21 protein-coding genes and 1 pseudogene are annotated in these 24,380 nt (G+C 61.0%); 13 read left to right on the top strand and 9 right to left on the bottom strand.

The genetic code is table 11. The annotated features are described in order from the left end of the window. The first annotated feature begins 33 nt into the window (after positions 1-33). The 5 genes and pseudogenes from rhlB to ABEA58_RS02700 all read left to right on the top strand — a co-directional run bounded on the left by rhlB (position 34) and on the right by ABEA58_RS02700 (position 5,104). Positions 34-1,677, top strand: a complete 1,644-nt coding sequence (gene rhlB / locus ABEA58_RS02720; protein WP_425563506.1) for an ATP-dependent RNA helicase RhlB — start codon at positions 34-36, stop codon at positions 1,675-1,677. A gap of 89 nt (positions 1,678-1,766) precedes the next feature. After that, the gene (locus ABEA58_RS02715) at positions 1,767-2,915 is read left to right on the top strand and encodes a hypothetical protein (protein WP_345548616.1); all 1,149 of its coding nucleotides are present in this window, start codon (positions 1,767-1,769) and stop codon (positions 2,913-2,915) included. Positions 2,916-3,185: 270 nt separating this feature from the next. Next, a pseudogene (locus ABEA58_RS02710) lies at positions 3,186-4,079 on the top strand (acyltransferase family protein); the annotation flags it as partial. A gap of 66 nt (positions 4,080-4,145) precedes the next feature. Next, positions 4,146-4,814 carry an SGNH hydrolase domain-containing protein gene (locus ABEA58_RS02705; protein WP_345548808.1) on the top strand — a complete coding sequence of 223 codons (669 nt, stop codon included), beginning with the start codon at positions 4,146-4,148 and terminating at the stop codon, positions 4,812-4,814. Then, complete coding sequence (locus tag ABEA58_RS02700; RefSeq protein WP_345548614.1) at positions 4,793-5,104, top strand: SGNH hydrolase domain-containing protein; 312 nt, start codon at positions 4,793-4,795, stop codon at positions 5,102-5,104. The genes ABEA58_RS02705 and ABEA58_RS02700 overlap by 22 nt, the downstream gene beginning before the upstream one ends. Positions 5,105-5,194: 90 nt before the next feature. Here the strand turns inward: ABEA58_RS02700 and cysZ are convergent, their stop codons facing one another. The 5 genes from cysZ to gatC all read right to left on the bottom strand — a co-directional run bounded on the left by cysZ (position 5,195) and on the right by gatC (position 9,854). Further along, positions 5,195-6,025, bottom strand: coding sequence for a sulfate transporter CysZ (gene cysZ, locus ABEA58_RS02695; protein ID WP_345548613.1), 831 nt, complete (start codon positions 6,023-6,025; stop codon positions 5,195-5,197). A 50-nt stretch (positions 6,026-6,075) separates the two neighbouring features. After that, on the bottom strand, positions 6,076-6,375 hold the full coding sequence (locus ABEA58_RS02690) for a PA4642 family protein (protein WP_345548611.1): 300 nt from the start codon (positions 6,373-6,375) through the stop codon (positions 6,076-6,078). Positions 6,376-6,607: 232 nt separating this feature from the next. Continuing rightward, on the bottom strand, positions 6,608-8,059 hold the full coding sequence (gene gatB / locus ABEA58_RS02685; RefSeq protein WP_345548609.1) for an Asp-tRNA(Asn)/Glu-tRNA(Gln) amidotransferase subunit GatB: 1,452 nt from the start codon (positions 8,057-8,059) through the stop codon (positions 6,608-6,610). An 11-nt stretch (positions 8,060-8,070) separates the two neighbouring features. After that, positions 8,071-9,516 (bottom strand): Asp-tRNA(Asn)/Glu-tRNA(Gln) amidotransferase subunit GatA, encoded by a 1,446-nt coding sequence (gatA, locus tag ABEA58_RS02680; protein ID WP_345548607.1) that lies wholly within the window; start codon positions 9,514-9,516, stop codon positions 8,071-8,073. A 50-nt stretch (positions 9,517-9,566) separates the two neighbouring features. Beyond that, complete coding sequence (gatC, locus tag ABEA58_RS02675) at positions 9,567-9,854, bottom strand: Asp-tRNA(Asn)/Glu-tRNA(Gln) amidotransferase subunit GatC (RefSeq protein ID WP_345548605.1); 288 nt, start codon at positions 9,852-9,854, stop codon at positions 9,567-9,569. A gap of 360 nt (positions 9,855-10,214) precedes the next feature. Here gatC and ABEA58_RS02670 point away from each other — a divergent pair, with 360 nt between their 5' ends. From ABEA58_RS02670 to ABEA58_RS02635, 8 genes are all read left to right on the top strand, one after another. Then, complete coding sequence (locus tag ABEA58_RS02670; protein ID WP_345548603.1) at positions 10,215-11,249, top strand: rod shape-determining protein; 1,035 nt, start codon at positions 10,215-10,217, stop codon at positions 11,247-11,249. Between the two features lie 33 nt (positions 11,250-11,282). Next, the gene (gene mreC / locus ABEA58_RS02665) at positions 11,283-12,125 is read left to right on the top strand and encodes a rod shape-determining protein MreC (protein ID WP_345548806.1); all 843 of its coding nucleotides are present in this window, start codon (positions 11,283-11,285) and stop codon (positions 12,123-12,125) included. After that, positions 12,112-12,591, top strand: coding sequence for a rod shape-determining protein MreD (gene mreD, locus ABEA58_RS02660; RefSeq protein WP_345548601.1), 480 nt, complete (start codon positions 12,112-12,114; stop codon positions 12,589-12,591). Before mreC ends, mreD begins: the two co-directional genes overlap by 14 nt. Positions 12,592-12,770: 179 nt before the next feature. Then, positions 12,771-13,394, top strand: coding sequence for a Maf family protein (locus ABEA58_RS02655; RefSeq protein WP_345548599.1), 624 nt, complete (start codon positions 12,771-12,773; stop codon positions 13,392-13,394). Beyond that, a complete protein-coding gene (gene rng, locus ABEA58_RS02650; protein WP_345548597.1) occupies positions 13,391-14,878 on the top strand; it encodes a ribonuclease G in 1,488 nt (495 codons plus the stop codon). Before ABEA58_RS02655 ends, rng begins: the two co-directional genes overlap by 4 nt. Positions 14,879-14,989: 111 nt before the next feature. Further along, positions 14,990-19,297: a YhdP family protein gene (locus tag ABEA58_RS02645; RefSeq protein ID WP_345548595.1), complete on the top strand. Its 4,308-nt coding sequence runs from the start codon at positions 14,990-14,992 to the stop codon at positions 19,295-19,297. A 74-nt stretch (positions 19,298-19,371) separates the two neighbouring features. Continuing rightward, a complete protein-coding gene (gene msrB / locus ABEA58_RS02640; RefSeq protein ID WP_345548594.1) occupies positions 19,372-19,938 on the top strand; it encodes a peptide-methionine (R)-S-oxide reductase MsrB in 567 nt (188 codons plus the stop codon). A gap of 139 nt (positions 19,939-20,077) precedes the next feature. Continuing rightward, on the top strand, positions 20,078-20,920 hold the full coding sequence (locus tag ABEA58_RS02635; RefSeq protein WP_345548593.1) for a hypothetical protein: 843 nt from the start codon (positions 20,078-20,080) through the stop codon (positions 20,918-20,920). A gap of 134 nt (positions 20,921-21,054) precedes the next feature. Here the strand turns inward: ABEA58_RS02635 and yjgA are convergent, their stop codons facing one another. The 4 genes from yjgA to rapZ all read right to left on the bottom strand — a co-directional run bounded on the left by yjgA (position 21,055) and on the right by rapZ (position 24,315). Next, entirely contained in the window at positions 21,055-21,567 is a 513-nt protein-coding gene (gene yjgA, locus ABEA58_RS02630) for a ribosome biogenesis factor YjgA (RefSeq protein WP_345548592.1), read from the bottom strand. Between the two features lie 119 nt (positions 21,568-21,686). Next, a complete protein-coding gene (gene mgtE / locus ABEA58_RS02625) occupies positions 21,687-23,054 on the bottom strand; it encodes a magnesium transporter (RefSeq protein ID WP_425563505.1) in 1,368 nt (455 codons plus the stop codon). A 111-nt stretch (positions 23,055-23,165) separates the two neighbouring features. After that, positions 23,166-23,435 carry an HPr family phosphocarrier protein gene (locus ABEA58_RS02620; protein ID WP_345548590.1) on the bottom strand — a complete coding sequence of 90 codons (270 nt, stop codon included), beginning with the start codon at positions 23,433-23,435 and terminating at the stop codon, positions 23,166-23,168. Positions 23,436-23,454: 19 nt separating this feature from the next. Continuing rightward, entirely contained in the window at positions 23,455-24,315 is an 861-nt protein-coding gene (gene rapZ / locus ABEA58_RS02615) for an RNase adapter RapZ (RefSeq protein WP_345548589.1), read from the bottom strand. Between the last annotated feature and the right edge of the window lie 65 nt (positions 24,316-24,380).

Here is a 24,380-nt window from a genome sequence, read left to right as displayed (position 1 = left end):
CCGATTATTTGATCGTTTAAGCGAGTATTACTCTTGATAGGAAAGTTGTTCCGCCGTTCATCATCGGCGACAGACAAGCCCAACACCGCCGCAACCGAGGCGGACGGAAACAGCGCATCTGGCGCCGGGCAGCGTGGTCGATCCGGGCCTGATAGCAGGGGCCCGGGCAAAGGTTCCGAGAGGGGACCGGCAAAGGGCGCGGACAAGGGGCCCGGAACCAGGGTCGGCCGCAACAAAAAAACTGGCGGCAGCCGCACCCATGCGGAACGGGATTCACAGGCCGACGGCAAAGCAGAGCAGCCGGCAGCGGAATCCGCTCAGGAATCCCGTCAGCGCCACCGTGGCGAGCGGGATCGCAAGCGCAAGAGCGCAGCCCGGGATACCTTGCCCTGGTCACTGGCGGATTTTCCCGTGCCCGAACAGGAAGGCAAGGTGCGCTTCCACGATCTGGACCTGCCCGACGAGCTGATGCACGCGATTCAGGACCTGGGTTTCCAGTACGCCTCGCCGATTCAGGGGCAGTCATTACCTCATACCCTCAATGGACATGATCTGGTCGGCAAAGCCCAGACCGGCACCGGCAAGACCGCCGCCTTCCTGGTGACCATCATTGACGACCTGCTCAAAAACCCGCTGGAAGGCGAGCGCTACGCCGGCGAGGCCCGCGCGCTGGTGATCGCCCCCACCCGGGAGCTGGTGATGCAGATCGCCGACGATGCCAAGGCCCTTTGCAAGTACACCGACCTGGAAATCCATACCCTTGTGGGTGGCATGGACTACGCCAAACAGCAGCGCGGGCTCAACGAGCGGCTGGTGGATATCCTGGTGGCCACGCCGGGGCGCCTGCTGGACTTCGCGGGTAACCGCGATTGCTATTTGGATCAGGTGGAGATTCTGGTGATCGACGAGGCGGACCGCATGCTGGATATGGGCTTTATTCCCCAGGTTCGCCGTATCGTTCGCCAGACCCCGCGCAAGACGCACCGCCAGACCATGTTTTTTTCCGCCACCTTCACCCCGGAGGTGGATTCCCTGGTCGAGCAGTGGACCGAAGAACCGGTGATTGTGGAAATCGAGCCGGAGCGGGTGGCCACAGACTCGGTGGAGCAGCACGTATACCTGGCGTCCAGCGACGAGAAATACACCCTGCTTTACAACATTTTGCAGAGAGACGATGTTGAGAGCCTGATCGTATTCGCCAACCGCCGCGACCAGTGCCGCCGGTTGCATGAAAACCTGCTGGCGCACGGTATTTCCGCCGGACTGCTGTCCGGGGAAATCGCCCAGAACAAACGCGTGCGCACTCTGGAAGATTTCAAGAGCGGCAAGACCAAGGTGCTGGTGGCCACCGACGTTGCCGGTCGCGGAATCCATATCGACGGTATCAGTCATGTGGTCAACTTCACCCTCCCCGAAGAACCGGAGGATTACGTGCACCGCATCGGCCGCACAGGCCGCGCCGGCAAGACCGGCACCTCGATCAGTTTCGCCTGTGAGGACGACGCCATGCGTCTGGAACCCATCGAGGCGCTGCTGGGGCAGAAGCTGAAGTGCGAACAACCACCGGAGTCGCTGCTGGAGCAGCCCCCCAAGGTGCATGTAAAACGCAGCAGGGAAGAAAGCCGCGGCGGTCGCCGCAGTGGTGGAGGCGGCGGAGGCCGACGGCCGCGTCGCTGAGGAAAAGCGCGGGCACAGCCCGCGTTTTTTCTACATGTCCGGGCATCATTGCCAGATAGTCAAACCTAGATCACGATTTTTTAGCGCTCATGCGAACTCTCTACCTGCATATCGGTTTCCACAAGACTGGCTCGACCTCGCTGCAACTGGCGCTTACCCAGGGGCGGAAATGTTTGTCCGCTGAGGGGTTTGAGTTTGCTGCTTTGGGTAAGAAGGGAAATTCTTCTGGAGCCGTCGACGTACATAAACACGATGGACGTGTTAGCTACTCTCTTAATGGGCGTTTCGATCAGCTACTGAGGTCCGCTGTAGGGGAAAAGGTTATTGTCTCCGCCGAGCACCTTTCTTTTTTCCATACTGCCGAACAAATAGCGGAAGTGCACAAAATCTGTCGGCGTTACTTTGAGAGCACCGTTATCATCGCCTATGTACGTCGACAGGATCGTCAGGCGATATCTTTTAAGCAGCAGGCTGCGAGGGGGTGCGAGAGGGACCGTAGTTCGTCCAGTAAGTTGCTTGGTCACGAAAGCGGAGCATTCCCCCGGCTGACAGAGAGCGTTCGTGACTATTACGATTACGCTGCCAAGCTGCATCTGTGGGTCGACCACTTTGGCGGGCAGGCTTTGCGTGTCCGAAGGTTTGATACAGGCGATCTGAAAGGTGGTGATATCGTCACCGATTTCTGCGCCCTGTTGGGCCTTAGCCCAGAGCTGGAGTCTTGCAGAACAAATGAGGCTGTCTCACGCAAAGAGTTTTTATTCAGTCACAGGCTTATAGAGTTGGGGTTGGACCCGCAGCAGCTAAAAAAGCTCAAGCCCCGCTTGCAGCAAGATGATAGTCGCCTAGAGCCGGCCCGCGCCGCCGCCCGGGCATTCTGCCTACAGTTTGAGCAGAGTAATCGTGAACTGGATCGGTGTTATCTACCCCATGTATCGGGCCTCGCTTTCAGCGATGACTTCAATGGCTACCCGGAAGAGGGTAATGATCAGCTGGAGCTGGCGGACATTGCCGAGTGGACATGCGACCTTTTAGCTAGTGGGTTGCGAAACCCTCTCGCTCTGCGTGACGCCTTGCTGATAAGGCCGCTGCAATCTCTTTGTGAGGTTAGTGGCTTGACACCCGAGTATAGGCGACAGTTGGAAGCTTTGAAGCGAAGCCTTGAGCGAACAGCAGAGGTGCCACAGGAGCGAGTAAGGTGGTGGCGCCTCTTGCTGGGTCCAAAGCGTAGTGGCCGTTAACCCAAACTCTGGACGAGATTGCTTGAACGCCGCCCTAGTTTCTTCCGGCGTTTCGCAGAAATGAATGCCAGGGTTTGAAACCTCATATTGGGCGCTGCGGTTGCATCGTCAGGGGTAGGTTTATCTCAATATTTTTTTATTTAACAGTAAGTCTACGGTTGTTCTCGTGAATAAATCTGCATACCGTTCCGATATTGATGGCTTGCGCGCTTTTGCGGTTCTGCCGGTTGTCTTCGCACACGCAAAGTTGCCGGGGTTTTCTGGTGGTTTTTCGGTGTCGATGTGTTTTTCGTTATCTCTGGATTTCTGATTACTGGCATTTTGTCCCGGGAGATCAGCGAGAGGCGGTTTTCGCTGTCAGATTTCTATGAGCGCCGCGCGCGGCGAATTCTGCCCGCTCTCTTCGTGGTTTTATTGGCCACTATCGCCGGTGGCTGGCTGGTGTTGCCGCCCGATCCATTCAGGGAGTTGGCCCAGTCGGTTCTGGCGACGGTATTTTTTGTTTCCAACTTCTGGTTCTGGCAGAGCACTGGGGATTATTTCGGTACTGATGCGGAGTGGCAGCCTCTCCTTCACACCTGGTCACTTTCCGTAGAAGAGCAGTTCTACCTGGGCTTTCCGTTATTGTTGGCCTTCCTGCTGGTGCGCGGCCGTCGAGCAATGTTAATAGGGGTGCTTGGTCTCAGCTTGCTCTCGTTCGGTATTTCTATCTGGGCAACTACTGCGCAGCCGCTCGCGAACTATTTCCTTACCCCGAGCAGGATTTGGGAGCTTGGATTGGGTGCGCTAATCGCATTGGGCCTGATGCCCCCGGCCAGCCGGCCAGCCGGCCAGCCGGCCCTGGCAGGCGGAGCTGGCGGCTGCGATGGGGTTGGCCATGATTCCTGCAGTGTCGTTTTTTATGACGCATCGACCCCATTCCCGGGTGTTGCTGCCCTATTGCCTTGTGTCGGTGCCGCCGCGCTCATCTGGGCTGGTGGGCAGCACTCGACACTGACTGGGCGGCTTCTCGCTTGGAGGCCCTTTGTGGCGGTTGGGCTGATTTCTTATTCTCTGTATTTGTGGCACTGGCCTGTGCTGGTATTGTTCCGGTTGCTGCATGGCGGCACTGAACTGCCGATGGTGCTCGCCTTCCAGGGCATCTTTGTATCCCTATTGTTGGCCTGGGTGAGTTGGCGCTTTGTGGAAGCCCCTTTCCGGCGCCCCGAGCCTGTCGGTTTCTCTCGGATAATGGTTGTTCGCGCCTGCGCGGGGCTGGCCACAGTGATTATAACCCTGGCACTGGTTATCAACGTCAATAAGGGGCTGCCCAGCCGTTTGCCGGAAGACCTCTATGCAACCTACCGCAATGCCATAGAGCGGACGCCGGAGCAGCGTCGCTGCATGGGGCGGTCCCCCAGCGAGGGGTTGTGCGAGTTTGGCGGCAGGGTTTCAGAATCGGCAGGGGCCGATTACCTGTTGTGGGGAGATTCTCATGCAGGGGCCTTTCTGCCGGGTTACCAGCAGTGGTTAGAGGCTAATGGCCACCGGGGCTTGGCCGCTGTGAAATCTGCCTGTGCCCCGGTAATGGGCGTTGTGCGGCGAGAAATGGGCCCGGAGCATGGCTGTGACATCTTTAATGCTCAAGTAATAGAAATGTTGGAGGACCGCGAGGACATCGGCACGGTGATTCTGGTGGCGCGTTGGCCGCTGGTGGTGGAGGGTAGTCGCTCCCCCGGGGAGAGTGGCCCGCCGGTTGTGATGGGGTTTGCTGGTGCCAAAGAACAGTCTCTTTCGGGGGCTGATCTTGATGTTGCCCAGCATAACGCGGAATTAGTGGCTCGGGGCTGGCCGAGACAGTGGCCCGAATTCGTGCGACAGGGCGGGAAGTACTCATTGTGGACAGTATTCCCGAAGTAGCCTTTTCGGTACCCATGGCTATTGTCAGTGCTGAGTTTGTCGGTGCCCGGCTACAGGCTGCTCCGACACTTCCGGAGGTGCAGGCCCGTAACCGCAGGGTCAGTGAGATTTTTGATGCACTGGAGGATGAGTTTGAGGTGCAGCGCGAGAGCCTTGTGCCGGATCTGTGCCAACCCCGCTGCCAGATCCAAGCGGGCGGGAAGCCTCTGTATCGGGATGATGACCATCTGAGTAAATTCGGCTCCGAGCAACTGGTGCCGCAACTCCTCGACCGTTTGCCCGCAGGTTAAGCAGACTGCCTGATTGGGGCCGTGGAAAACATCAGCCGACAAAAAACGCGGACTCAGCCCGCGTTTTTTCTCTCTGTTATTGGTCTTCAATTAATGTCTTTGCGTCATCTCAGCGCCGGGATCCCCCTCCCTGCGCAGGCGCTCCACCCATAGCAGGGTGCCGCCTGCTACGGCTGCGGGCATCACAAAAATATTCAGGACTGGAACCATTTTTGCCAGCATCACCGCACCGCCAAACCCCAGTGAAGTGAACTTGCGACGCAGCAGTACGCTTTTCAGTTCGTCAAACGGACGCTGGTGGTTGTCGAGGGGATAGTCGACATATTGGATCGCCATGCACCAGGCGCCCCAGAGTGCGCCTAGGATAGCCGGAATAAAGACCGTCCAGCTGGTGAGCATGGCGAGCACAAAGATCACGAGACCCCAGCCGAGAAAATAGACGAGTTTGCGCAGCTCCCGGCCAATGGTTCGCCACACCATGGCGTGCAGGGGTTCTGCGGCTGGTGCGCGGCCAGTTAGCAGTTCCTCAACTTTCTCGGCGAGAAGACCGTTGAATGGGGCGGCGATGATGTTGGTGATGATGCCGAAGGCGTAGCCATACACAAACAGGAACAGTGCCACCACGGCGATGGCGATCAGCCACGCCAGCCACTGGAATGCCGCTGCCGCCCAGGCGGCGCCTTTGGCCATAATGGCGCGCCACCAGGACATGTCTTCGGTGTTGACCGGGCTGTGCGTGAGCAGGCTGCTCAGATAGTCCGCCAGCCCGCTGATCTGTGAGAGCATCAGGATAGTCAGCGCGACAAACAGCACCAGGTTGATCAGCAGCGGCATGATGATAAATGGGCGCAGCTCCCGGCGTGTCAGTAACCTGGCGCCCCCTAGCAGGGCGTCGACGCCGTGGGCTGGATTGGATGTCATGAGCGCGCCCCCTATTAGCGGATAAGTAGCGGATAAGTCGCGATCGGCGCTTAGGCTTCGGCGCCGGCGTCGCGAAGTATGCTGGCGTAGTCGCTGCCCTGACGGTGTTCGCCGATTCTGGCGAGCAGGGTCTGCCCCTCCGGGCTGTGGGCGTTGACGTTATTTCCCTGGGCCTGGAAGAGTTGCACAAAAGTGGCGAAGCTCTCCGCTTTCATGCCGCGGTAGGCGCGCTCCAGCAGGTAAAAGTCCCGCTCCATTCCCTCGGGCGCGTCGCCGACCAGGAAGTCGGAGATGCGTTCATCGTCGAAGACTTCGCCGAGGACTTTCTGTTTGTCTTTTTTCAGGCTCACGGGTTCATTCCTTGTGTGTATAGTTGCAGTTGGCCGGCTGTGCTGGATTCTACTGGTCATTGGTTCCGGCAGGTGGCTGATTCCAAGAGGGCGAGAGCCGGCTTTTATTAAGGGTCCGGGTGTTAAAGGTCCGGGCCGGTTCGCAAAGGCGCGCTTCACGTATTGATTCATGCGCACCACGCGAAACCGGCCGCTGCCAGCTTCGCGGGAATAAGTCTGGAGCCAGTTTCCGTTACAGCAGCGCGTCCAGTTTTTCCTTGAGAATCTTGTTGATGAGCTGCGGGTTCGCCTGCCCCTTGGAGGCTTTCATAATCTGCCCGACAAAGTAGCCCATCATCTTCGGCCGTTTTGACTCGTCCGCACCGCGATAATTTTCCACCTGGGCGGCGCTGTTGGCGATGACGTCGTCGACCATTTTCTCGATGGCACCGGTGTCGGATACCTGCTTCAGGCCGCGCTTCTCGATCACGGTGTCGGCATCGCCTTCGCCATTGGCCATGGCTTCAAACACCTGCTTGGCGATCTTGCTGGAAATGGTGTTGTCGACGATGCGCTCGATGAGACCGGCCAGCTGCTCGGCGCTGATCGGCGACTGGCCGATGGCGATCTCCTCACGGTTGAGCAGTGCCGCGAGCTCGCCCATCATCCAGTTGGCCACCAGTTTCGGCTGCCCACAGCGCTCGGCGGCAATCTCAAAATAGTCCGCGGTGGCGCGGTCCTGAATCAGCTGGTCGGCATCGTAGGCGGACAGGTTGTAGTCGCTGGCAAAGCGAGTGCTTTTGGCGTCGGGCAGCTCCGGCAGCTGCTGGCGGATGCTGTCGATATATTCGTCAGTCAGCTCAACCGGTAACAGGTCCGGGCAGGGGAAGTAGCGGTAATCATTGGCCACTTCCTTGCTGCGCATGGAGCGTGTTTCGTTTTTGTCGGCGTCGTAGAGGCGGGTTTCCTGTACCACCTTGCCGCCGTCCTCGATCAGGTCGATCTGGCGCTGTGCTTCCACCTTGATGGCGCGCTCGACAAAGCGGAAGGAGTTGATGTTCTTCAGCTCGGTGCGGGTGCCCAGTTCTTCCTCGCCTTTGAGGCGTACCGAGACATTGGCGTCGCAGCGCAGGGAGCCCTGGGACATGTCGCCGTCGGAAATACCCAGGTAGGTGACAATACTGTGGATTTTTCGCAGGTAGGCCACGGCTTCGGCGGCGCTGCGCATATCCGGTTCGGAGACGATCTCGATCAGCGGGGTGCCGGCGCGGTTCAGGTCGATGCCCGACATACCGTGGAAGTCTTCATGCAGGGACTTGCCGGCATCCTCTTCGAGATGGGCGTGGTGCAGGCGCACTTTCTTGCTGCTGCCGTCCTCAAGGTGAATCTCCACCTCGCCGGGGCCGACAATCGGTTCCGCCAGCTGGGTGGTCTGGTAGCCTTTGGGCAGATCGGGATAGAAGTAGTTCTTGCGTTCGAATACCGAGCGCTTGCCGATTTCCGCATTCATCGCCAGGCCGAACATCACCGCGTAGCGGAAGGCCTCCTCGTTGGGTACCGGCAAGGTGCCCGGCATGGCCAGGTCGATGGCGCAGGCCTGGGTGTTGGGCGCGGCACCGAAGCGGGTGCTGGCGCCGGAGAAAAGTTTCGACTGGGTGGAGAGTTGCACGTGCACCTCCAGCCCGATAACGATTTCCCATTCCATGTGTTCGCCTCCTAGACTGCGCTGGCGTTATGCCAGTCGGTGGCCTGCTGATATCGATGCGCGACATTGAGCATGCGCGCCTCGTCGAGATAGTTGCCAATGATCTGCAGGCCCACGGGCAGGCCATCCACTGTGCCGCAGGGCAGCGACATGGCCGGCAGGCCGGCCAGGTTGATGGCGATGGTATAGATGTCTTCCAGGTACATGCTGACCGGATCGGCCTGTTTGGCGCCCAGCGCAAAGGCGGGGGAGGGTGCCGTGGGGCCCATGATCACGTCCACTTTCTCGAACGCCTGCACAAAATCCTGCTTGATCAGCCGGCGCACCTGCTGGGCCTTGTTGTAGTAGGCGTCGTAGTAACCGGCGGACAGCGCATAGGTGCCGACGAGGATGCGGCGCTGCACCTCCTCTCCGAAACCCTCACCCCGCGAGCGCATGTACAGGTCGCGCAGGTCGGCGGGGTTTTCGCAGCGGTGTCCGTAGCGAACGCCATCAAAGCGCGACAGGTTGGCGGATGCCTCTGCCGGTGCGATCACATAGTAAGCGGGGACCGCCAGGTGGGTGTGCGGCAGGCTGATGTCCACCAGCTCCGCTCCCAGCTTTTCATACTCTGCCAGCGCGGCCTGCACCCTGTCGCCGGTGGCGCTGTTCAGGCCTTCGCCGAAATATTCTTTGGGTACGCCGATACGCAGGCCGGCAATCGACTCGTGGAGTGCGCGGGTGAAGTTCTCGGCGGGGCGCTGCAGGTTGGTGGAGTCGCGGCTATCGCTGCCGGCCATGACCGACAGCATCAGCGCCGCGTCTTCGGCGGTGCGGGCAATGGGGCCGCCCTGGTCCAGACTTGAGGCAAAGGCGATCATGCCCCAGCGGGATACACGGCCATAGGTGGGTTTGACGCCGGTGGTGTTGGTGAGGGCCGCGGGCTGGCGAATGGAGCCGCCGGTATCGGTGGCGGTAGCGCCGGGGCAAAGCTGTGCGGCCACCGCGGCGGCGGAGCCACCGGACGAACCGCCGGGCACGCGGCTGGTATCCCAGGGGTTTTTCACCGGACCGTAAAAACTGCTCTCGTTGGAGGAGCCCATGGCGAACTCGTCCATATTGGTCTTGCCCAGGCTGACCGCGCCGGCCTGTTCAAAATTCTCTATCACCGCCGCATCATAGGGTGGCACGAAGTTGTCCAGCATGCGCGAGCCGCAACTGGTGCGAACACCGTTGGTGCAGAAGATATCCTTGTGGGCAATGGGCACGCCGCACAGGGCTGGCGCGTCACCGCTGGCGAGGCGCGCATCGGCGGCGGCGGCCTGCGCCAGCGCTCTGTCCGCGGTCACGCTGATAAAACTGTTGTAGCTGGGGTCCAGCTGCTGGATGCGTGCAAGCAGCTGGCGGGTGATCTCCACGCTGGAGAACTGCCGCTCGCGCAGCCCCTTGATGATGTCGGCAATGGTTAACTGGTGCATGAACTTCCCGGGTTGTTCGTATCTCTGGGTGGGCAGCGGGACTGCTGGGCTCAGTCGATGACCTTGGGGACCAGGTAAAGCCCGTCTTCGGTCTGAGGTGCCTGCGCCTGCATTTGCTCGCGGCAGTTAGCCTCCGTCACCTGGTCTGGGCGGAGCTGCTGGATGGCGTCCAGGGGGTGGGCCATGGGGGCAACGCCCTCGGTGTTGACGGTCTGCAGCTGGTCAACCAGCTTGAGCACGTCACCGAGGCGGCCGCTCATGTCCTCCAGGGTTTCCTCGGAGATGGCGATGCGGGCCAGCTCGGCGAGTCGATGTACGGTTTGCGCGTCAACGGCCATGGATGGGCTCCAGCTTGCATTTTATGAAATTGTTTTTGGGGTTTTGCTGCTGCCAGGCGGTCGAGGCCGGGCAGGGGGCCGCAAATTTAGCACAGTCGTCGCCGATTCTCACCGGCACTTGCCGATTGCGGCCCGAGGTGGGTGCGGATGCGCGCAGGGGGATTCAGCCTTGCCCTGAACCTGCGCGGTTGTTAGAGTTTGCCGATTCTGCCAAAGGTACGCCCGGAGCCGGGCAAGAGCCCCGAGTTGGGCTTCGGCACTCAGAATAAACCCCGCGGACTAACCGGTTTGATGACGAATCAGTCCGCGCTCGCGCACCCGCATGCGGTGTCGTCATTTTGTACAAGGTAACCGAACTCCATGTTTAAACGTTTGCGCGGCATGTTCTCCAGTGATATTTCCATCGACCTGGGAACCGCCAACACGCTGATCTACGTTCGCGATCGCGGTGTGGTTCTCGATGAGCCCTCTGTTGTTGCCATTCGCCACTACAACGGGCAAAAGATTGTGGAAGCGGTGGGCGTTGAGGCCAAACGCATGCTGGGGCGCACACCGGGCAATATCACCGCCATCCGCCCACTGAAAGATGGTGTGATCGCCGACTTCCAGGTAACCGAGAAGATGCTGCAGCACTTTATCAAGAAAGTGCACGAGAACAGCTGGATGCGCCCAAGCCCCCGGGTTCTGGTGTGTGTGCCCTGTCAGTCCACCGAGGTGGAGCGCCGCGCGATCCGCGAGTCCGCGCTGGGCGCCGGCGCCCGCGAGGTATGGCTGATCGAGGAGCCCATGGCTGCGGCCATCGGTGCCGGTCTCAAGGTGGAGGAGGCCAGTGGCTCGATGGTGGTGGATATCGGTGGCGGCACCACCGAGATTGCGATTATTTCCCTGAACGGTGTGGTGTACTCGGATTCTGTGCGTATCGGCGGCGACCGCTTCGACGAGGCCATCGTCAACTATGTGCGACGCAATTATGGCAGCGTGATCGGCGACGCCACCGCCGAACGCATTAAAGAAGAGATCGGCTGCGCCTATGCCGGCAGTGAGGTGCGCGAGATCGATGTCCGCGGCCGCAATCTGGCCGAGGGCGTGCCGCGCAGTTTTACTCTCAATTCCGATGAGATTCTCGAGGCCCTGCAGGAGCCGTTGACTGGTATCGTGCAGGCGGTGAAGAGCGCCCTGGAGCAGTCGCCGCCCGAGCTCGCCTCCGATATCGCCGAGCGCGGCATGGTCCTGACCGGTGGTGGCGCGCTGCTGCGTGACCTGGACCGCCTGCTGATGGAAGAGTCCGGACTGCCGGTGATTGTCGCCGACGATCCGCTGACCTGTGTGGCTCGCGGTGGTGGCAAGGCGCTGGATATGATGGACAAAAGCCGCCTGTACCTGGTGTCCAACTGATAATAAAAATGAATTTATTAATGGGGGTTTCCCATTAAGCCGCTGTTTACCCGAGGTCCCTCCCCCGAGTCCCGCATTCTGTTGCTGGGGCTCGCGGCGACCGCGTTAATACTGATCAATCACTACACAGACTGGCTGCAGCCGCTGCGGGAGCGTGCGGTTGCTCTGGTGACCCCCTTCTACTGGCTGACCGACGCCCCTTCGCGTGTCACCGGCTGGGCGGGCGACCAGCTGCGCACGCGCGAGGAGTTGCTGGAGGAAAACGGTCGTCTGAAGCGGCAGCTGCTGCTGCTGGAGCAGCGCAGCCAACTGCTGGCGGCGGTGAAGGCGGAGAACACCCAGCTCAAGGAGTTGATGAACTCTGCCGAGATGCTGGACGAGCGGGTGCTGGTTTCGCAGGTGATCGGCGTGTCGCCGGACCCGCTGGAGCATGTGGTCGTGATCGACAAGGGGCGGGACGACGGTGTGGTTGTGGGTACGCCGATTATGGACGCGGCGGGCCTGCTCGGGCAGGTAATCGAGGCCGGCGGCTCCAGCAGCCGCGTGCTGCTGATTACCGATGCCAGCCATGCCCTGCCGGTACAGGTATTGCGCAACAGCGTTCGCGCCGTGGCCGAGGGCACGGGCGACCTCTATCGACTGAAGCTGCGCCACCTGGCCAATACCAGTGATATCCGCGAGGGAGACCTGCTGTTGAGCTCCGGGCTCGGCGGTCGTTTTCCACCGGGATACCCGGTGGGCGAGGTGGTTTCGGTCACCCGCGATCCCGGGCGGCCATTCGCCGAGGCCGAGGTGCAGCCCCGCGGGCGCATGAATCGCAGCCGCTTTGTGCTCGCCGTCCTGTCCGGCGAGGAGCAGTCCGTTGGAAGCGAATAACCGCTGGGTCATTATCGCTTCGGTGGTCATGGCATTGCTGCTGGCGGTCATGCCGCTGCCGCAAAACTGGCTCTGGTTTCGCCCCTCCTTTACCGCGCTGCTGGTTATCTTCTGGATCACGCGTATGCCCCAGAGCCTCGGGGTGGGTTTCGCCTGGCTGGTGGGCCTGGCGCAAGATCTGGTGACTGGCGCTGCGCTTGGCAGTCATGCTCTGGCCCTGGCAGTGCTGGCTTACTTCAGTCTCCTGACCTATCAACGGACCCGCGCCTTCAACTCCGCGCAGCAGCTGCTGTGGGTGTTCGTGCTGGTAGGGATTCAGCAGCTGGTGGGCAACTGGGTGCACAGTCTGGCCGGTAAACCGGTGCCGGGCCTGACTTTTCTCTGGCCGGCGATCACCACGGCATTGCTCTGGCCCTGCGTGACCCCCTGGCTCAACCTGGTGGCGGGACGTCTGCAGGTACGCTGAATGCCTGTAGACCTGGATAGATGTTCTACTTATAAGTGCTGGCGCAACAGTCACTCTGAAGGCCGTCACATTTTGCCGCATGGCCAGCACCAGTTTGCTTTAAACGGGGCAAAGAGGCGATCATTTTTCGACCGATAGCGCTATAATCCCTCGCTGACTCACCAACAATAAAGACCGCAGTGCCGAATACTCCCGCCGACAAACCACTTCTGCTTGCCTCCGCCTCCCCGCGTCGTGCCCAGTTGCTGGCGCAGATCGGGGTGCGCTATGTGCAGCGGCCGACGGCGGTAGCGGAAGAGCGCGGCCCGGGGGAGGCCCCGGCCGTCTATGTGGCGCGACTCGCGCGGGAAAAAGCCGCTGCCGGCCTGGCCCTTGTCAGTGGTGAAGGGGCTCTGGTGCCGGAATGGTCACTGGGTTCTGACACGGTTGTAGTTGCCGCCGGACAGGTGCTGGAAAAACCCCGCGACTTCGATGATTTCGCCACCATGATGTCCCTCCTCTCCGACAGTGAGCACTCCGTGCTGAGCGCAATCTGCCTGACCGGCCCGCAGCCCACGCTGTGTGAAACGGTGGAGACGCGAGTGCGATTTCGACCCCTTGAGCCGGCGTTGATCGAGGCTTACTGGCAGACCGGCGAGCCCCGTGACAAGGCGGGTGGCTACGGCATTCAGGGGCTCGGTGCGGCGCTGGTGACCTCGGTCAGCGGCAGTTACACCAATGTGGTCGGCTTGCCGCTGGAGGCACTGGTGCCGATGCTGGATAACGCCGGTATCCGCTACTGGCAGGGAGAGGGAAGCCCGTGAGCGAAGAGCTGTTGATCAATGTGGCGCCCACAGAGACCCGCGTGGCTCTGGTGGAAAATGGTGTCCTGCAGGAAGTTTACCTGGAGCGCAGCGCGCGCCGGGGGATCGTCGGCAACATCTACAAAGGCAAGGTGGTGCGTGTGCTGCCCGGCATGCAGGCGGCATTTGTGGATATCGGCCTGGAGCGGGCGGGTTTTATCCACGCATCCGATATCGCCCCGCTGGATGAAGACGGCATGGAATCCCGTGAGTCGGAGGTGGCGGATATCCGCGCCCTGGTGCGCGAGGGGCAGTCGCTGGTGGTGCAGGTGGTCAAAGATCCCATCAGTAGCAAGGGCGCCCGCCTGACTACCCATCTGTCCGTGTCGGCCCGCTATCTGGTTTATATGCCGCAGACCCGGCATATCGGTATTTCCAACCGGATCGAAGACGAGGGTGAGCGCGAACGGTTGCGGGGACTGGTGGATCTGGCCAGCGCCAAGTTGGCCGAGGAGGGCCAGAAGGGCGACGGCGGCTTTATTCTGCGCACGGTGGCGGAGGGGGTCAGCGAGGAAGAGCTGCTGCGGGATATTCCTTTTCTCTACAAGCTCTGGCATGAACTCGAGCAGCGTATTCGCAGCCGTCCACAGCCGTCGGTGATTTACGAGGACCTGCCGCTGTTTATGCGCGCCCTGCGCGACCTGGCGCGCCCCTATACGGAAAAAATCCGTATCGACTCCCGCGAGGCCCATGGGCGCGCGGCGGAATTTGCTAGTAAGTACGCCCCGGAGATCGCCGGCCGCCTGGAGCACTACCCCGGCGAGCGCCCGCTATTCGACCTCTACGGGGTTGAAGAGGAAATCCGCAAGGCGCTGCACAACAAGGTGACGCTCAAATCCGGCGGTTACCTGATCGTCGAGCAAACCGAGGCCATGAGCACCATCGATGTGAACACCGGTGCGTTTGTTGGCCACCGCAATCTCGAGGAAACCATCTTTAAAACCAATCTCGAGGCTGCCACCGCCATCGCCCGCCAGCTGCGCTTGCGCAACCTCGGCGGCATCATCATTATCGACTTTATCGATATGAAAGACCCGGAGCACCGCCGGCAGGTGCTGCGCACCCTCGAGAAAGCCCTTGAACGGGATCACGCCAAGACCAGCATCACCGGTGTTTCCGAGCTGGGGTTGGTGGAAATGACCCGCAAGCGGACCCGTGAATCCCTCGGTCAGATTCTCTGTGAGGCCTGCCCGGTTTGCGGGGGACGCGGTTCACTGAAAAGCGCCGAGACTGTCTGTTTTGAGATTTTCCGCGAGATCATCCGCGAGGCGCGGGCCTATGACAGTGAGAAGATCATGGTGCTCGCCAGCCAGGTTGTGATCGATTTGTTGCTGGATGAAGAGTCTGCCAATGTCGCTGACCTGGAAGAGTTTATCGGTCGACCGATACAGTTTCAGGTGGAGCCCATTTACAACCAGGAGCAGTACGATATTGTTCTGGTCTGAGTGCCCACGGCATGATTTTCGCCTGCGCGATAGCATCCTTTGCGCTGGCACGTCCTGTGTCCCCATGCCCTGTGCCAGTGCGCGGCCGCCCACGGGGGAGGTTCGGCGTTGATGGCGCGGTTGCTCCCGCTGCTGCGCTGGCTGGCGCGCAAGTTCTGGCTGCTGGTGATCACACTGGTGATCTCTCTCGCCATCCTGGTGCAGACCGGCCGTCTGCTCTCACCCTATGTGCAGGAATTCCGTCCGCAGATCAGCGCCTGGTTGTCCGCCCGTCTCGGTGTGCCGGTGCAGGTGGAGCGCCTGTCGGTGCGCTGGGAAGCGCTCGAGGTGGCGTTGCAGGTGGAGGGCTTGCGGCTTGGTGAGCAGGGTGAGATGCAGATGGGTTACGGCCTGTTTCATCTCGACCTGTTGTCGACTTTGTGGAACCGGGACCCGGTTTGGGAAAACCTGGAGGTTCGTCAGTTCAAGGCCGGGGCCCACCGCAACGCTGCCGGCCAGTGGCAGCTGAATGGCTTCCCCTCTGCGCCCATGTCCGCTGGCGAGGCCCGCGCGCCGAGGCAGATGGGCGATCCGGCCCGGCTTTTCCAGTTGGGGCCGAAGATTCAAATTCGCGATGCCAGTATCTCTGTGCGCCTCGACGACGGTCAGTTGGCGGAGCTTTATTTGCCGCAGGTACTGCTGGAAAACAGTGGCGATTTCCACCGCCTGATAGGTAAAGCTTCTATCAGTCGCCCCAGCAGTCGCCCCAGTGATGAAGCCGATGCCCAGCGGGCGCAGGCCACGGCGGAGCATGAGACCCTGCGCCTGATTCTTGAGGGGCGGGGAAATCCCCGGGACAGAGAGAATTTTCACCTGCGCGGCTATTTGCAGCTGAATGAACTGCTGGTGGACGCCGACGTGCTCGACCTGCTGCAACGGCTTACCCCCCTGCCGGATCGCTACCACTGGTCTGGGCCCAAGCTAGCGCGAGGCAGTCTGTGGCTGGATGGGCGCAGTGGCGGCTACCAGCTGCGCGGCCACCTGGATTTGGCACAGGCCGCGGATGACACGGCAGCGGAACCTTCTGAACAGGCAGAAAGCGAGCACGTTGGCGGTAGCGGAGGCGCGGCGCTGGCACCCCTGGACTCTGTTGCGGGAGATATTTCCGGCGATTGGCATCCGGGGCAAAGCTGGCGCATCGCCCTGCAGCAAGTGAAGATTGGTTGGCGGGATCTCGCGGTTCCCAGTTTTAATCTGCAGGCCCGCGGCAGTGCAGGCCAGGGCTTCCACCTCGCCGTCGATACTGTTGATCTGGCGGTCTGGAGCGGCATCCTGAAGCGGATGCAACTGTTGCGTGGCCCCGCCGATGAGTGGCTGCAGGCACTCTCTCCGTCAGGTCGGCTGCAGCGCCTGCAGTTTTCCCGCGACGGCGACGCGCAGGTGTCCCTGTCAGCCGAGCTGCGGGACATCACCGTAGCCGCCTACAAGGGTTCCCCGGCGATAGAGCAGCTAAACGGTTATCTGCGCATGCGCGGTGGCAGCGGCACCGTGATGCTGGATGCGTCGGAGGGCTTCACGCTGCACCTCCCCAACCTCTATGAGCAGCCATTTGAACTCGACCGTTTGCGTGGCGCGCTGTCCTGGGCGATAGACCGCGATAAAAACTCCGTGCAGGTTTACTCCGGACCCCTGTCTCTGCGAGGAGCCATCGGTGAGATCGACGGGCAGTTTCTGCTGCAGCTGCCGTTCACGCCCAACAGCGGGGCGACGGAATTGACCCTGGCGCTGGGGCTGCATGATGCGCCCCTGAGTGCGCAGCGTTTACTGGTGCCTTTCACCACCAGTGAGGAGTTGCGCAAGTGGCTTGACGCGGCTGTCGGTCAGGACAATCCCGGGCGCGTGCGCCAAGCAGGTTTTATTTATCGCGGCTACGCCTATAAACGGGGCGCAGACGCCAGCCTGTTGGCGCTGGGTGAACATCCGCAGCGGCAGACTGTGCAGTTGGCCGCAGAAATTCGCGATGCGGAGCTGTTGTTTGCCGGCGGCTGGCCTCAGGCGCGCAAGCTGGATGCGCGCCTGAAAATCTATGATCGCCATGCCCGGGTCAATGCGTCCACTGCGCGCCTGTGGAATATCGAAGCGCGGGAGATCGAGGTGAAGATCAACCCGGATCCATCGGGAGATGGGGCCATGCTCGGTGTTCACGCCAGCCTCAGTGGCCCGGCTGGGGATGGTTTGCGCCTGCTGCAGGAGTCGCCGCTGCGGGAGCGGCTGGGCACAGACTTCGATGGCTGGCGCCTAGGTGGGGATATGACCGGCGATCTCGCTCTGCAGCAGCCGCTCGGTGGTGCCGCTCAGGCACCGCGCCAGACTGTACGGGTAGAACTGCAGCGGGCCGACCTGTTGATGGAGCCGCTGAATCTGCACGTTCGTGGACTCAAGGGTGAAGTGCGCTTCGATTCTGAGACCGGCCTGGCCGGCAGCGGCTTCGAAGGGCTGCTGTGGGGTCGCAACCTCAACGCCGAGATTACCCATCCGCAGGAGGGGAAACAGCGGGATACCCAGATAGTTATTCGCGGCAGTGCCGCGACCGAGAGCGTCCGCGAGTGGAGTGGTCGGCCGGAACTCGACTGGATGGACGGCGAGCTGGATTATCGCACCCTGGTGACCATCCCCGCGGCTGAGCGCGAGCTTCCCTATTCGGCGATTGTTCAGGTGAACTCCGATTTGGCGGGAGTGGCGGTGGATCTGCCCGCGCCCCTGGGCAAAGCGGCTCAGGAGCGCACGGAGTTTGTCCTGCGCATTCCCATCGGTACCGAGGGGAACCTCTATCACCTCGGCTACGGCGAACATCTGCAGGGGCAGTTCTGGCAGGTGGACGGCGCGCTTGATCGCGCAGCGATTGCGCTCAATGCCCAGGCGCAGCTTCCCGATGAACGGGGAATCTCCATTACCGGCGACCTCTCCAGTATCGATTTCCCCCGCTGGCGCGACCTGTTGCAGATATACAGCGACGGCGATCCCGAGCGGCAGAGTACAGGTGAATTGGCGGACGAGAATCCGCTGCCGCTGCGTCTCGACCTGAGCACCGACCAACTGCTGCTCGGCGCGGTGACGGTGGAACATATCCACGTTAGCGGGCGGGGGCTGGGTGCCGATTGGCAGTTGAGCTTTGACAGTGAGATGGCTGCCGGCAGTGTGAGCGGCGTGCTCGGTGCGGAAACGCCACTGCAGGTGCAGCTGCAGCATCTGCGCCTGCCGGTTCCGGATCCACAGGATACTGAACCTCTGCAAACCGCAGGGGAAGAACGCGCGCAGGCGCAAGGACAGGCACAACTCCAGACTCAATCCCAGGATGGCGCCGACAGGCCGGATCCTCTGGCGGGCTTCGACTTCACCCAGCTGCCGCATATGGATTTCAGCACCCAGAGCCTGTGGTATGGGGAGGATAATTACGGCCGCTGGTCGTTCCGTGTTCGCCCTTCCGCGGAGCGCCTCGTTGTCAGCGACATCATCGGCGCAGCGCGCGGGGTAAGGGTCGAGGGTCGTGGTGAGGGCGCCAACAAGCTGGGTGCTCAGCTGATGTGGATGCGCGATGCCGATGGGGTGGAATCCTCGCAGTTTATCGGCCGCCTCAGTGCGAAAGATCTGGCGGATGTCCAGCGCGCATCGAGCCAGGAACCACTCATCGAGAGTCAGTCGGCCATTTTTGACATGGCACTGCGCTGGGATGGCTCCCCCCTGCAGATCACTCCCCGGCAGATGAACGGTGAACTGAAAATCGACATTCGCGATGGGCGCTTTTTGCGCGCGAGTGACAATGCCGGTTCGGCGCTTCTGCGGCTGCTGTCGCTGTTCAACTTCGATACCTGGGCGCGTCGCCTGCGGCTGGACTTTTCGGACCTTTACCAGAGCGGGATGGCATTCGACCGCGTGCGCGGTGAGGTGTTCTTTGAGGGAGAGGGCGAGCTGCTGATCGCCGTACCCATTCAGGTCGAGGGGCCCACCAGTGAGCTGCAAATGGCGGGCCGGGTCAATCTGGTGCAGGAGGACCTGGACCTCAGCCTGGTGGCGACTCTGCCGGTGGGTAATAACCTGGCGCTGGTTGCCGCACTGGCCGGCGGCCTGCCGGCGGCGGCGGGGGTCTACCTGATCAGTAAGGCGTTCAAAAAACAGGTGAACAATGTCGCCAGTGTCAGTTACCGCATCAGCGGTGACTGGGCCGATCCGCAAGTGCGTTTTGACAAGCTTTTCGATGGCGATGGCGCAACACGGCAGGGCAGCGAGGCTGAGCAGCAGGGCCGCCTGTTGCGCGAGAGACGGGCGGACGAAGGGCAGGCGGGCGAAAGGCAGACGAACGGCAGGCAGGCGGAACACAACGGCGAGCCGGAGGATGGCGCCGATACCCCCGCCGCGGATTCCGAGCACTCGGCGGGTTAGCCGGAACTGTAACCTGTGCCAGTACTCCAATTGTTTGCGCTAGCAAAAATCCATGGGGCAAAGAGGAGAGAGGGATGCTGATGTACAGAAGTGTGATGCTGTTGCCTTTACTGGTATTGGTTTCGATCCTGCCTGCCTGTGGTGAAGCTGATGATCGCGGCGGAAATGAGAAGCGCGGCGAGGTTCGTGACGAGACGATGACGGTGGCCGAGGCCAGGGCGAATATCGACACGGGCGCGCACTTGTCGGCAATTCCCCAATCGGTGTGGAAGCAGTTGCTACCCGCGGACCAGTATGCGGTGCTGTGGGAAAAAGACACGGAGCGGCCATTTACCGGCAAGTGGTTGCATAACGAAGCTGAGGGCACCTATGTCACGGCGGGCTGCCGGCTGCCGGTTTTCAGTTCCGAGCACAAGTTTGACTCCGGCACCGGCTGGCCCAGCTTCTGGGACATCGCGCATCCGCAGCATGTGGTATTAAAAACGGACTATAGCTGGGGCATGAAGCGCACCGAGGTTCTCTCCAGCTGTGGTGAGCATCTGGGGCATGTTTTCAAGGATGGACCGGCGCCCACCGGGCTGCGTTACTGCCTCAACTCCCTGGCTCTGGATTTTGTACCGGCGGTTGCAAAAACCGAATAATTGTTCGATATTGTAGGCTGCCAGCGTCGGCTTGACTGATCGGCGCCGGGCCGCAAGAGGTGGTGCCGGGGTGGTGCGTGCGGCACGCGCGCGTGCGCCCGGACTCCCCGAATATAATCAATAATAGAGGTCCGAGTAGATGTCAGAGGTGGCCACATTGGCGGGTTCCCGCTTCAACCGCTACACCCTGTTCCGGGTGTTCAAATACACGGTTTATTTGTTACTCGCCCATAACGCATACGCTTTTTTCCTTGAGAATCACGCCGCTGCTAACACCCTGTTCGTCGACGGTGTGCAGTTTGGTCGGTTGATCGAAACTTACAACGATTCTATTGATACGCTCGCATGGGTATTGCTGCTGCTGGTGTTCGAGCTGGAAACCTTCGTGTTGCCGGACGATAAAATCCGCGGTTGGGTGAAGTGGGCTCTGAACAGCGTATCCGCTTTCTGTTACCTGTTTATCGTCTATTCCTTCTACGGCTATGTGGCGGAGATGGCTTCGCTAACCAACCTGCTGCCAGTGAGCCAGTCGGCCTGTGAGCTGGCGGCACGCGGCGACTGGCTGATGGTGATCGGTCAGGACACCTATATCCCGCTGGCGGCAGAGAACTGCGCCGGGCTTGCGGATACCCAGGTGCTGCGCCTTGCTGGCGCTCAGGTGTTGGGTAGTGTGGAGACCTGGAGAGATATCAAGTGGCTGGCGTGGACCGATGTGATTAACGCCGGTGCCTGGCTGCTGGTGGTGGCCATTCTGGCGTTCGATGTATGGCTGCAGTTGCGTCATCAGCTGTCGGATGCGGTCATGCGCTATTCCCAGGTCATCAAGGCGCTGCTCTACTTTACCCTGCTGCTGTGTGCTGTTTACTGGGGTGTTAACGGCAGCTTCCTCGACTTCTGGGATTCATTCCTGTGGCTGGTGGCCTTCTTCTTCATCGAGCTCAACCTGTTCAAATGGCAGGCGGAGACCAGCGCCGAGGAGTAGTTTCAATTACCTGCTGGGAAGCAAAACTCGCGGTAAATAGAAAGGGCCCCACCAGTCATGGTGGGGCCCTTTCTTATGATGGATTCTGTGGACGGAATAGCCACAGCCACTGGGTATTGGTGGCGCGGCGCGCACTACTCGCTTTGCATAAACAGGTCGCGCAGGTAGCGAAACAGCTTGCGCTGACTGGCGGGCGGCTTCTGGTGTTGGATTTCCCGACTGGCATCCCGCACAAGCTGTCGCAGGTGCTGGTGATCGGCCTGGGGATAGCTTGCAAAGAAGGCACTTTGGGCTTCTTTTCCATCCTCCAGCAGGCGCCGCCGCCAGTCTTCCGCCATGCGATCAAAACGCAGGTGTTGCTGGTCGCGCTCCTTGAATTTATCCAGCGTCGCCTGGATAGCCTCGCTATCGGCTGAGCGCATCAGCTTGCCGATATATTGCAGCTGGCGCCGGCGCGCCTCGTTGGAGCGAATGCGGTGCAGGGTTTCGATGGCCTCGCGCATATCCCGGTCGAGGGGCACTTCCGCCAGCTGGGCCGGCCCCAGTTCGGTCAGTTGCCGTCCCAGCTCCTGCAGGTCGTGCATTTCCTGTTTGACCTGGGTCTTGCTCTTGGGTAAGTCGTCGTCAAAATCTTCGTGATCGTACATAGCGTTCAGTCGTTGGGGTTGCGGTCATTGGCCTTAGGGTCATTGGGTTTGGGTCTTTGGCGATGAATGCTGTTAGCGGTAAAGCCCTCAGTCATAAAAGCCCTAGGCCATGAATAGGTTTAGCCATAATACAGGGTGGCGAGGCCGAGGAAGGCCATAAAGCCCACCACGTCGGTCACGGTGGTCAGCGCCACGCCCCCGGCCAGGGCCGGATCGATGCGCATGGCCTTCAGAGCTACCGGCAGAATAGCCCCCGCCAGCGCCGCGGTGATGAGGTTGATCACCATTGCCACGAGGATGATCAGGGCAATCCGTGTGTCATCGAACCACAGGCCCGCGATCACGCCGATTACCACTGCCCACAGGATCGCATTGAGCACCGCCGAACCCAGTTCCCGCGACAGCAGCCAGTTGAGGTTGCTGCGGCCAATCTGCCCAAGGGCCATGCCGCGGATCACCACCGTCAGGGTCTGGCTGCCGGCCACGCCGCCCATGCTGGCGACAATGGGCATCAGCACGGCTAGTGCCACCACCTTGTCGATGGTGGTCTGAAACAGGTTGATGACCCAGGACGCGAGCAGGGCGGTGAGCAGGTTGATGCCCAGCCACACGGCCCGGCGAGGCGCGGTTCTGCGCACCGGGGCAAAGGTGTCCTCCTCCTCGTCGAGACCCGCCATACTCATCAACGAGTGGTCCGCATCTTCGCGGATGACATCCACCACGTCATCGATGGTGATGCGGCCCACAAGGCGCTGTTTGTCGTCGACCACCGGCGCGGTGATCCAGTCGTACTTGGCAAACAGCCGCGCCACCTCGGTATCCGGCATCTGCGCGGGTATCGGCTCCACGTCAGTGCTCATGACCTCGCGCACGGTCACCGAGGGATCGGTGGTAAGCAGGCGTGCAAGGGGGAGCTGACCGATGTACTGCCCCTGGCGATTGACCACGAACAGGCTGTCGGTGGATTCGGGCAGTTGCTCGTGGCGCCGCAGATAGCGCAGGACCACATCCAGGCTGAGATTGGGGCGCACGGAGATGGTGTCCGTGTCCATCAGGCCGCCGGCGGTTTCCTCGTCGTAGGCCAGTACGCTTTCGACGCGCTCCCGGTCAGTTTCGCTCATGGCCGAGAGGACTTCGGCCATCACGCGTTCGGGTAATTGCTGCAGGATATCGGCCACGTCGTCAGCGTCGAGACCCTCCATCACCGCCACCATTTCCTCGGTGTCCATGGTGGCGAGGATCTGGCTCTGCACGTCGTAGGAGAGCTCCTGCAGGACGTCGCCCTCGATCTCCTTGTCGATCAGTTTCCACAGGATATGGCGAATGCGCGGTGGCGAGCTCTCCAGCAGCTGGGCAATACTCTGCGGGCTCAGGGTGGCGAGCATCCGCCGCACTTCCTGCCCGGTACCGCTGTCCAGCGCGGTAAAGAGCTCACTGAGCTGGCTCTGTGCGCGGAAGTTGATTTCGGCGGAAGGGGGGGCGGACACGGCTTTTCCTCGGCTGCGGGCGTGTTGCGGTGAGCTGGTTACTGCGCGGAGAGTGGGATTCTATGCGGATAAGGGAGCGCCCGCCAGCAAAAGGGGGGAGGCCGACGGAGGTTACTCTCCCTCGCCGAAGCGATCCGCGATGAGTGCCGCGATGGCTTCCAGAGCCGCCTCTTCATCGCTGCCGCTGACTTCAAGCTCCAACTCGGTGCCTTTGCCTGCCGCCAGCAGCATCAGTGCCATTACGCTTTTGCCGTCGACACATTTACCGCGGCAGTGGACGCGCACATCGGCCCCGAAGCGCGCGGAGGTTTGTGCGAATTTACTGGCCGCGCGGGCGTGCAGCCCAAGCTTGTTGATGATTTCCAGTCTGCTTTTTTGCATTTTTTGTTCTCCGGCCAGCCTATTTCTGCTGCTGGCGATGGCGGATCTGCACATTGTCAAAGTGACCGGCAAAGTATCTGGCCAGTTGTTCCACCATATAGACAGAGCGGTGTCGGCCACCGGTGCAGCCGATTGCCACGCAGGTGTAGCTGCGATTGCTTTTCTGGTATGAGGGCAGCCAGCGTTCCAGGAAGCTCTTGATATCCCGCTCCATGTCCGCGGTTTCAGGATGAGCGCGCAGGAACTCCGCCACCTCGGGATCGAGGCCGGTTTTGTGGCGCAGCTCGGCAATCCAGTAGGGGTTGGGCAGGCAGCGCAGGTCGAATACCAGATCCGCATCCACCGGCACGCCGTGCTTGTAGCCGAAGGACTGGAACAGAATCGCCATTCCCGGGCTGGCTTTGCCCACCACGCGGGTTTTCACCAGATCCCGCAGCTGGTGCAGGCTCAGGCTGCTGGTGTCGATTACCAGGTCGGCCATGGCGGCCAGCGGTGCCAAGAGTTCCTTTTCCTGGTTCAGGGCTTCCAGCAGGTGAGTGCGGTTGTCACTGAGCGGGTGTTTGCGGCGGGTCTCGCTGAAGCGCTGAACCAGTACGGGCGAACGGGCGTCCAGGTAGATGACGTCGCAGTGAATGCCGCTCTGGCGCAGCTCGTCGATGACCCTTGGCGCCTGTTGTACATCCTGCCACAGGTTGCGGGCATCGATGCCGAGCGCCAGACGTGTGTTATCCACCGGGGGCTGGTCGCTGACGCGCCGCACCAGCTCCGGCAGCAGGCTGGCCGGCAGGTTGTCGATGCAGTTGAAGCCCACATCCTCCAGCAGCTGCAGGGCGGAACTTTTCCCCGAGCCGGAGCGGCCACTGATGATTACCAAGCGCATGAATGCAGATCCTTCAGTCAACAGGCGCGGATTGCAGACGGCTGGGACCTCCAGCCGCTGAAATT

Origin of the sequence: Microbulbifer aestuariivivens, from assembly GCF_039545115.1 — a bacterium.
GTDB lineage: Bacteria > Pseudomonadota > Gammaproteobacteria > Pseudomonadales > Cellvibrionaceae > Microbulbifer > Microbulbifer aestuariivivens.
This window is presented reverse-complemented; position numbering and strand designations above follow the sequence as displayed.

What these genes read in the sequence shown, in the direction of transcription:
- gatA (WP_345548607.1), bottom strand. Translation starts at nt 9,516, where the DNA reads ATGCACCAGTTAACCATTGCCGACATCATCAAGGGGCTGCGCGAGCGG.
- ABEA58_RS02715 (WP_345548616.1), top strand. Translation starts at nt 1,767, where the DNA reads ATGCGAACTCTCTACCTGCATATCGGTTTCCACAAGACTGGCTCGACC.
- rapZ (WP_345548589.1), bottom strand. Translation starts at nt 24,315, where the DNA reads ATGCGCTTGGTAATCATCAGTGGCCGCTCCGGCTCGGGGAAAAGTTCC.
- ABEA58_RS02705 (WP_345548808.1), top strand. Translation starts at nt 4,146, where the DNA reads ATGGTTGTTCGCGCCTGCGCGGGGCTGGCCACAGTGATTATAACCCTG.
- ABEA58_RS02645 (WP_345548595.1), top strand. Translation starts at nt 14,990, where the DNA reads ATGGCGCGGTTGCTCCCGCTGCTGCGCTGGCTGGCGCGCAAGTTCTGG.
- ABEA58_RS02620 (WP_345548590.1), bottom strand. Translation starts at nt 23,435, where the DNA reads ATGCAAAAAAGCAGACTGGAAATCATCAACAAGCTTGGGCTGCACGCC.
- ABEA58_RS02670 (WP_345548603.1), top strand. Translation starts at nt 10,215, where the DNA reads ATGTTTAAACGTTTGCGCGGCATGTTCTCCAGTGATATTTCCATCGAC.
- ABEA58_RS02635 (WP_345548593.1), top strand. Translation starts at nt 20,078, where the DNA reads ATGTCAGAGGTGGCCACATTGGCGGGTTCCCGCTTCAACCGCTACACC.
- cysZ (WP_345548613.1), bottom strand. Translation starts at nt 6,025, where the DNA reads ATGACATCCAATCCAGCCCACGGCGTCGACGCCCTGCTAGGGGGCGCC.
- yjgA (WP_345548592.1), bottom strand. Translation starts at nt 21,567, where the DNA reads ATGTACGATCACGAAGATTTTGACGACGACTTACCCAAGAGCAAGACC.
- msrB (WP_345548594.1), top strand. Translation starts at nt 19,372, where the DNA reads ATGCTGATGTACAGAAGTGTGATGCTGTTGCCTTTACTGGTATTGGTT.
- gatB (WP_345548609.1), bottom strand. Translation starts at nt 8,059, where the DNA reads ATGGAATGGGAAATCGTTATCGGGCTGGAGGTGCACGTGCAACTCTCC.
- gatC (WP_345548605.1), bottom strand. Translation starts at nt 9,854, where the DNA reads ATGGCCGTTGACGCGCAAACCGTACATCGACTCGCCGAGCTGGCCCGC.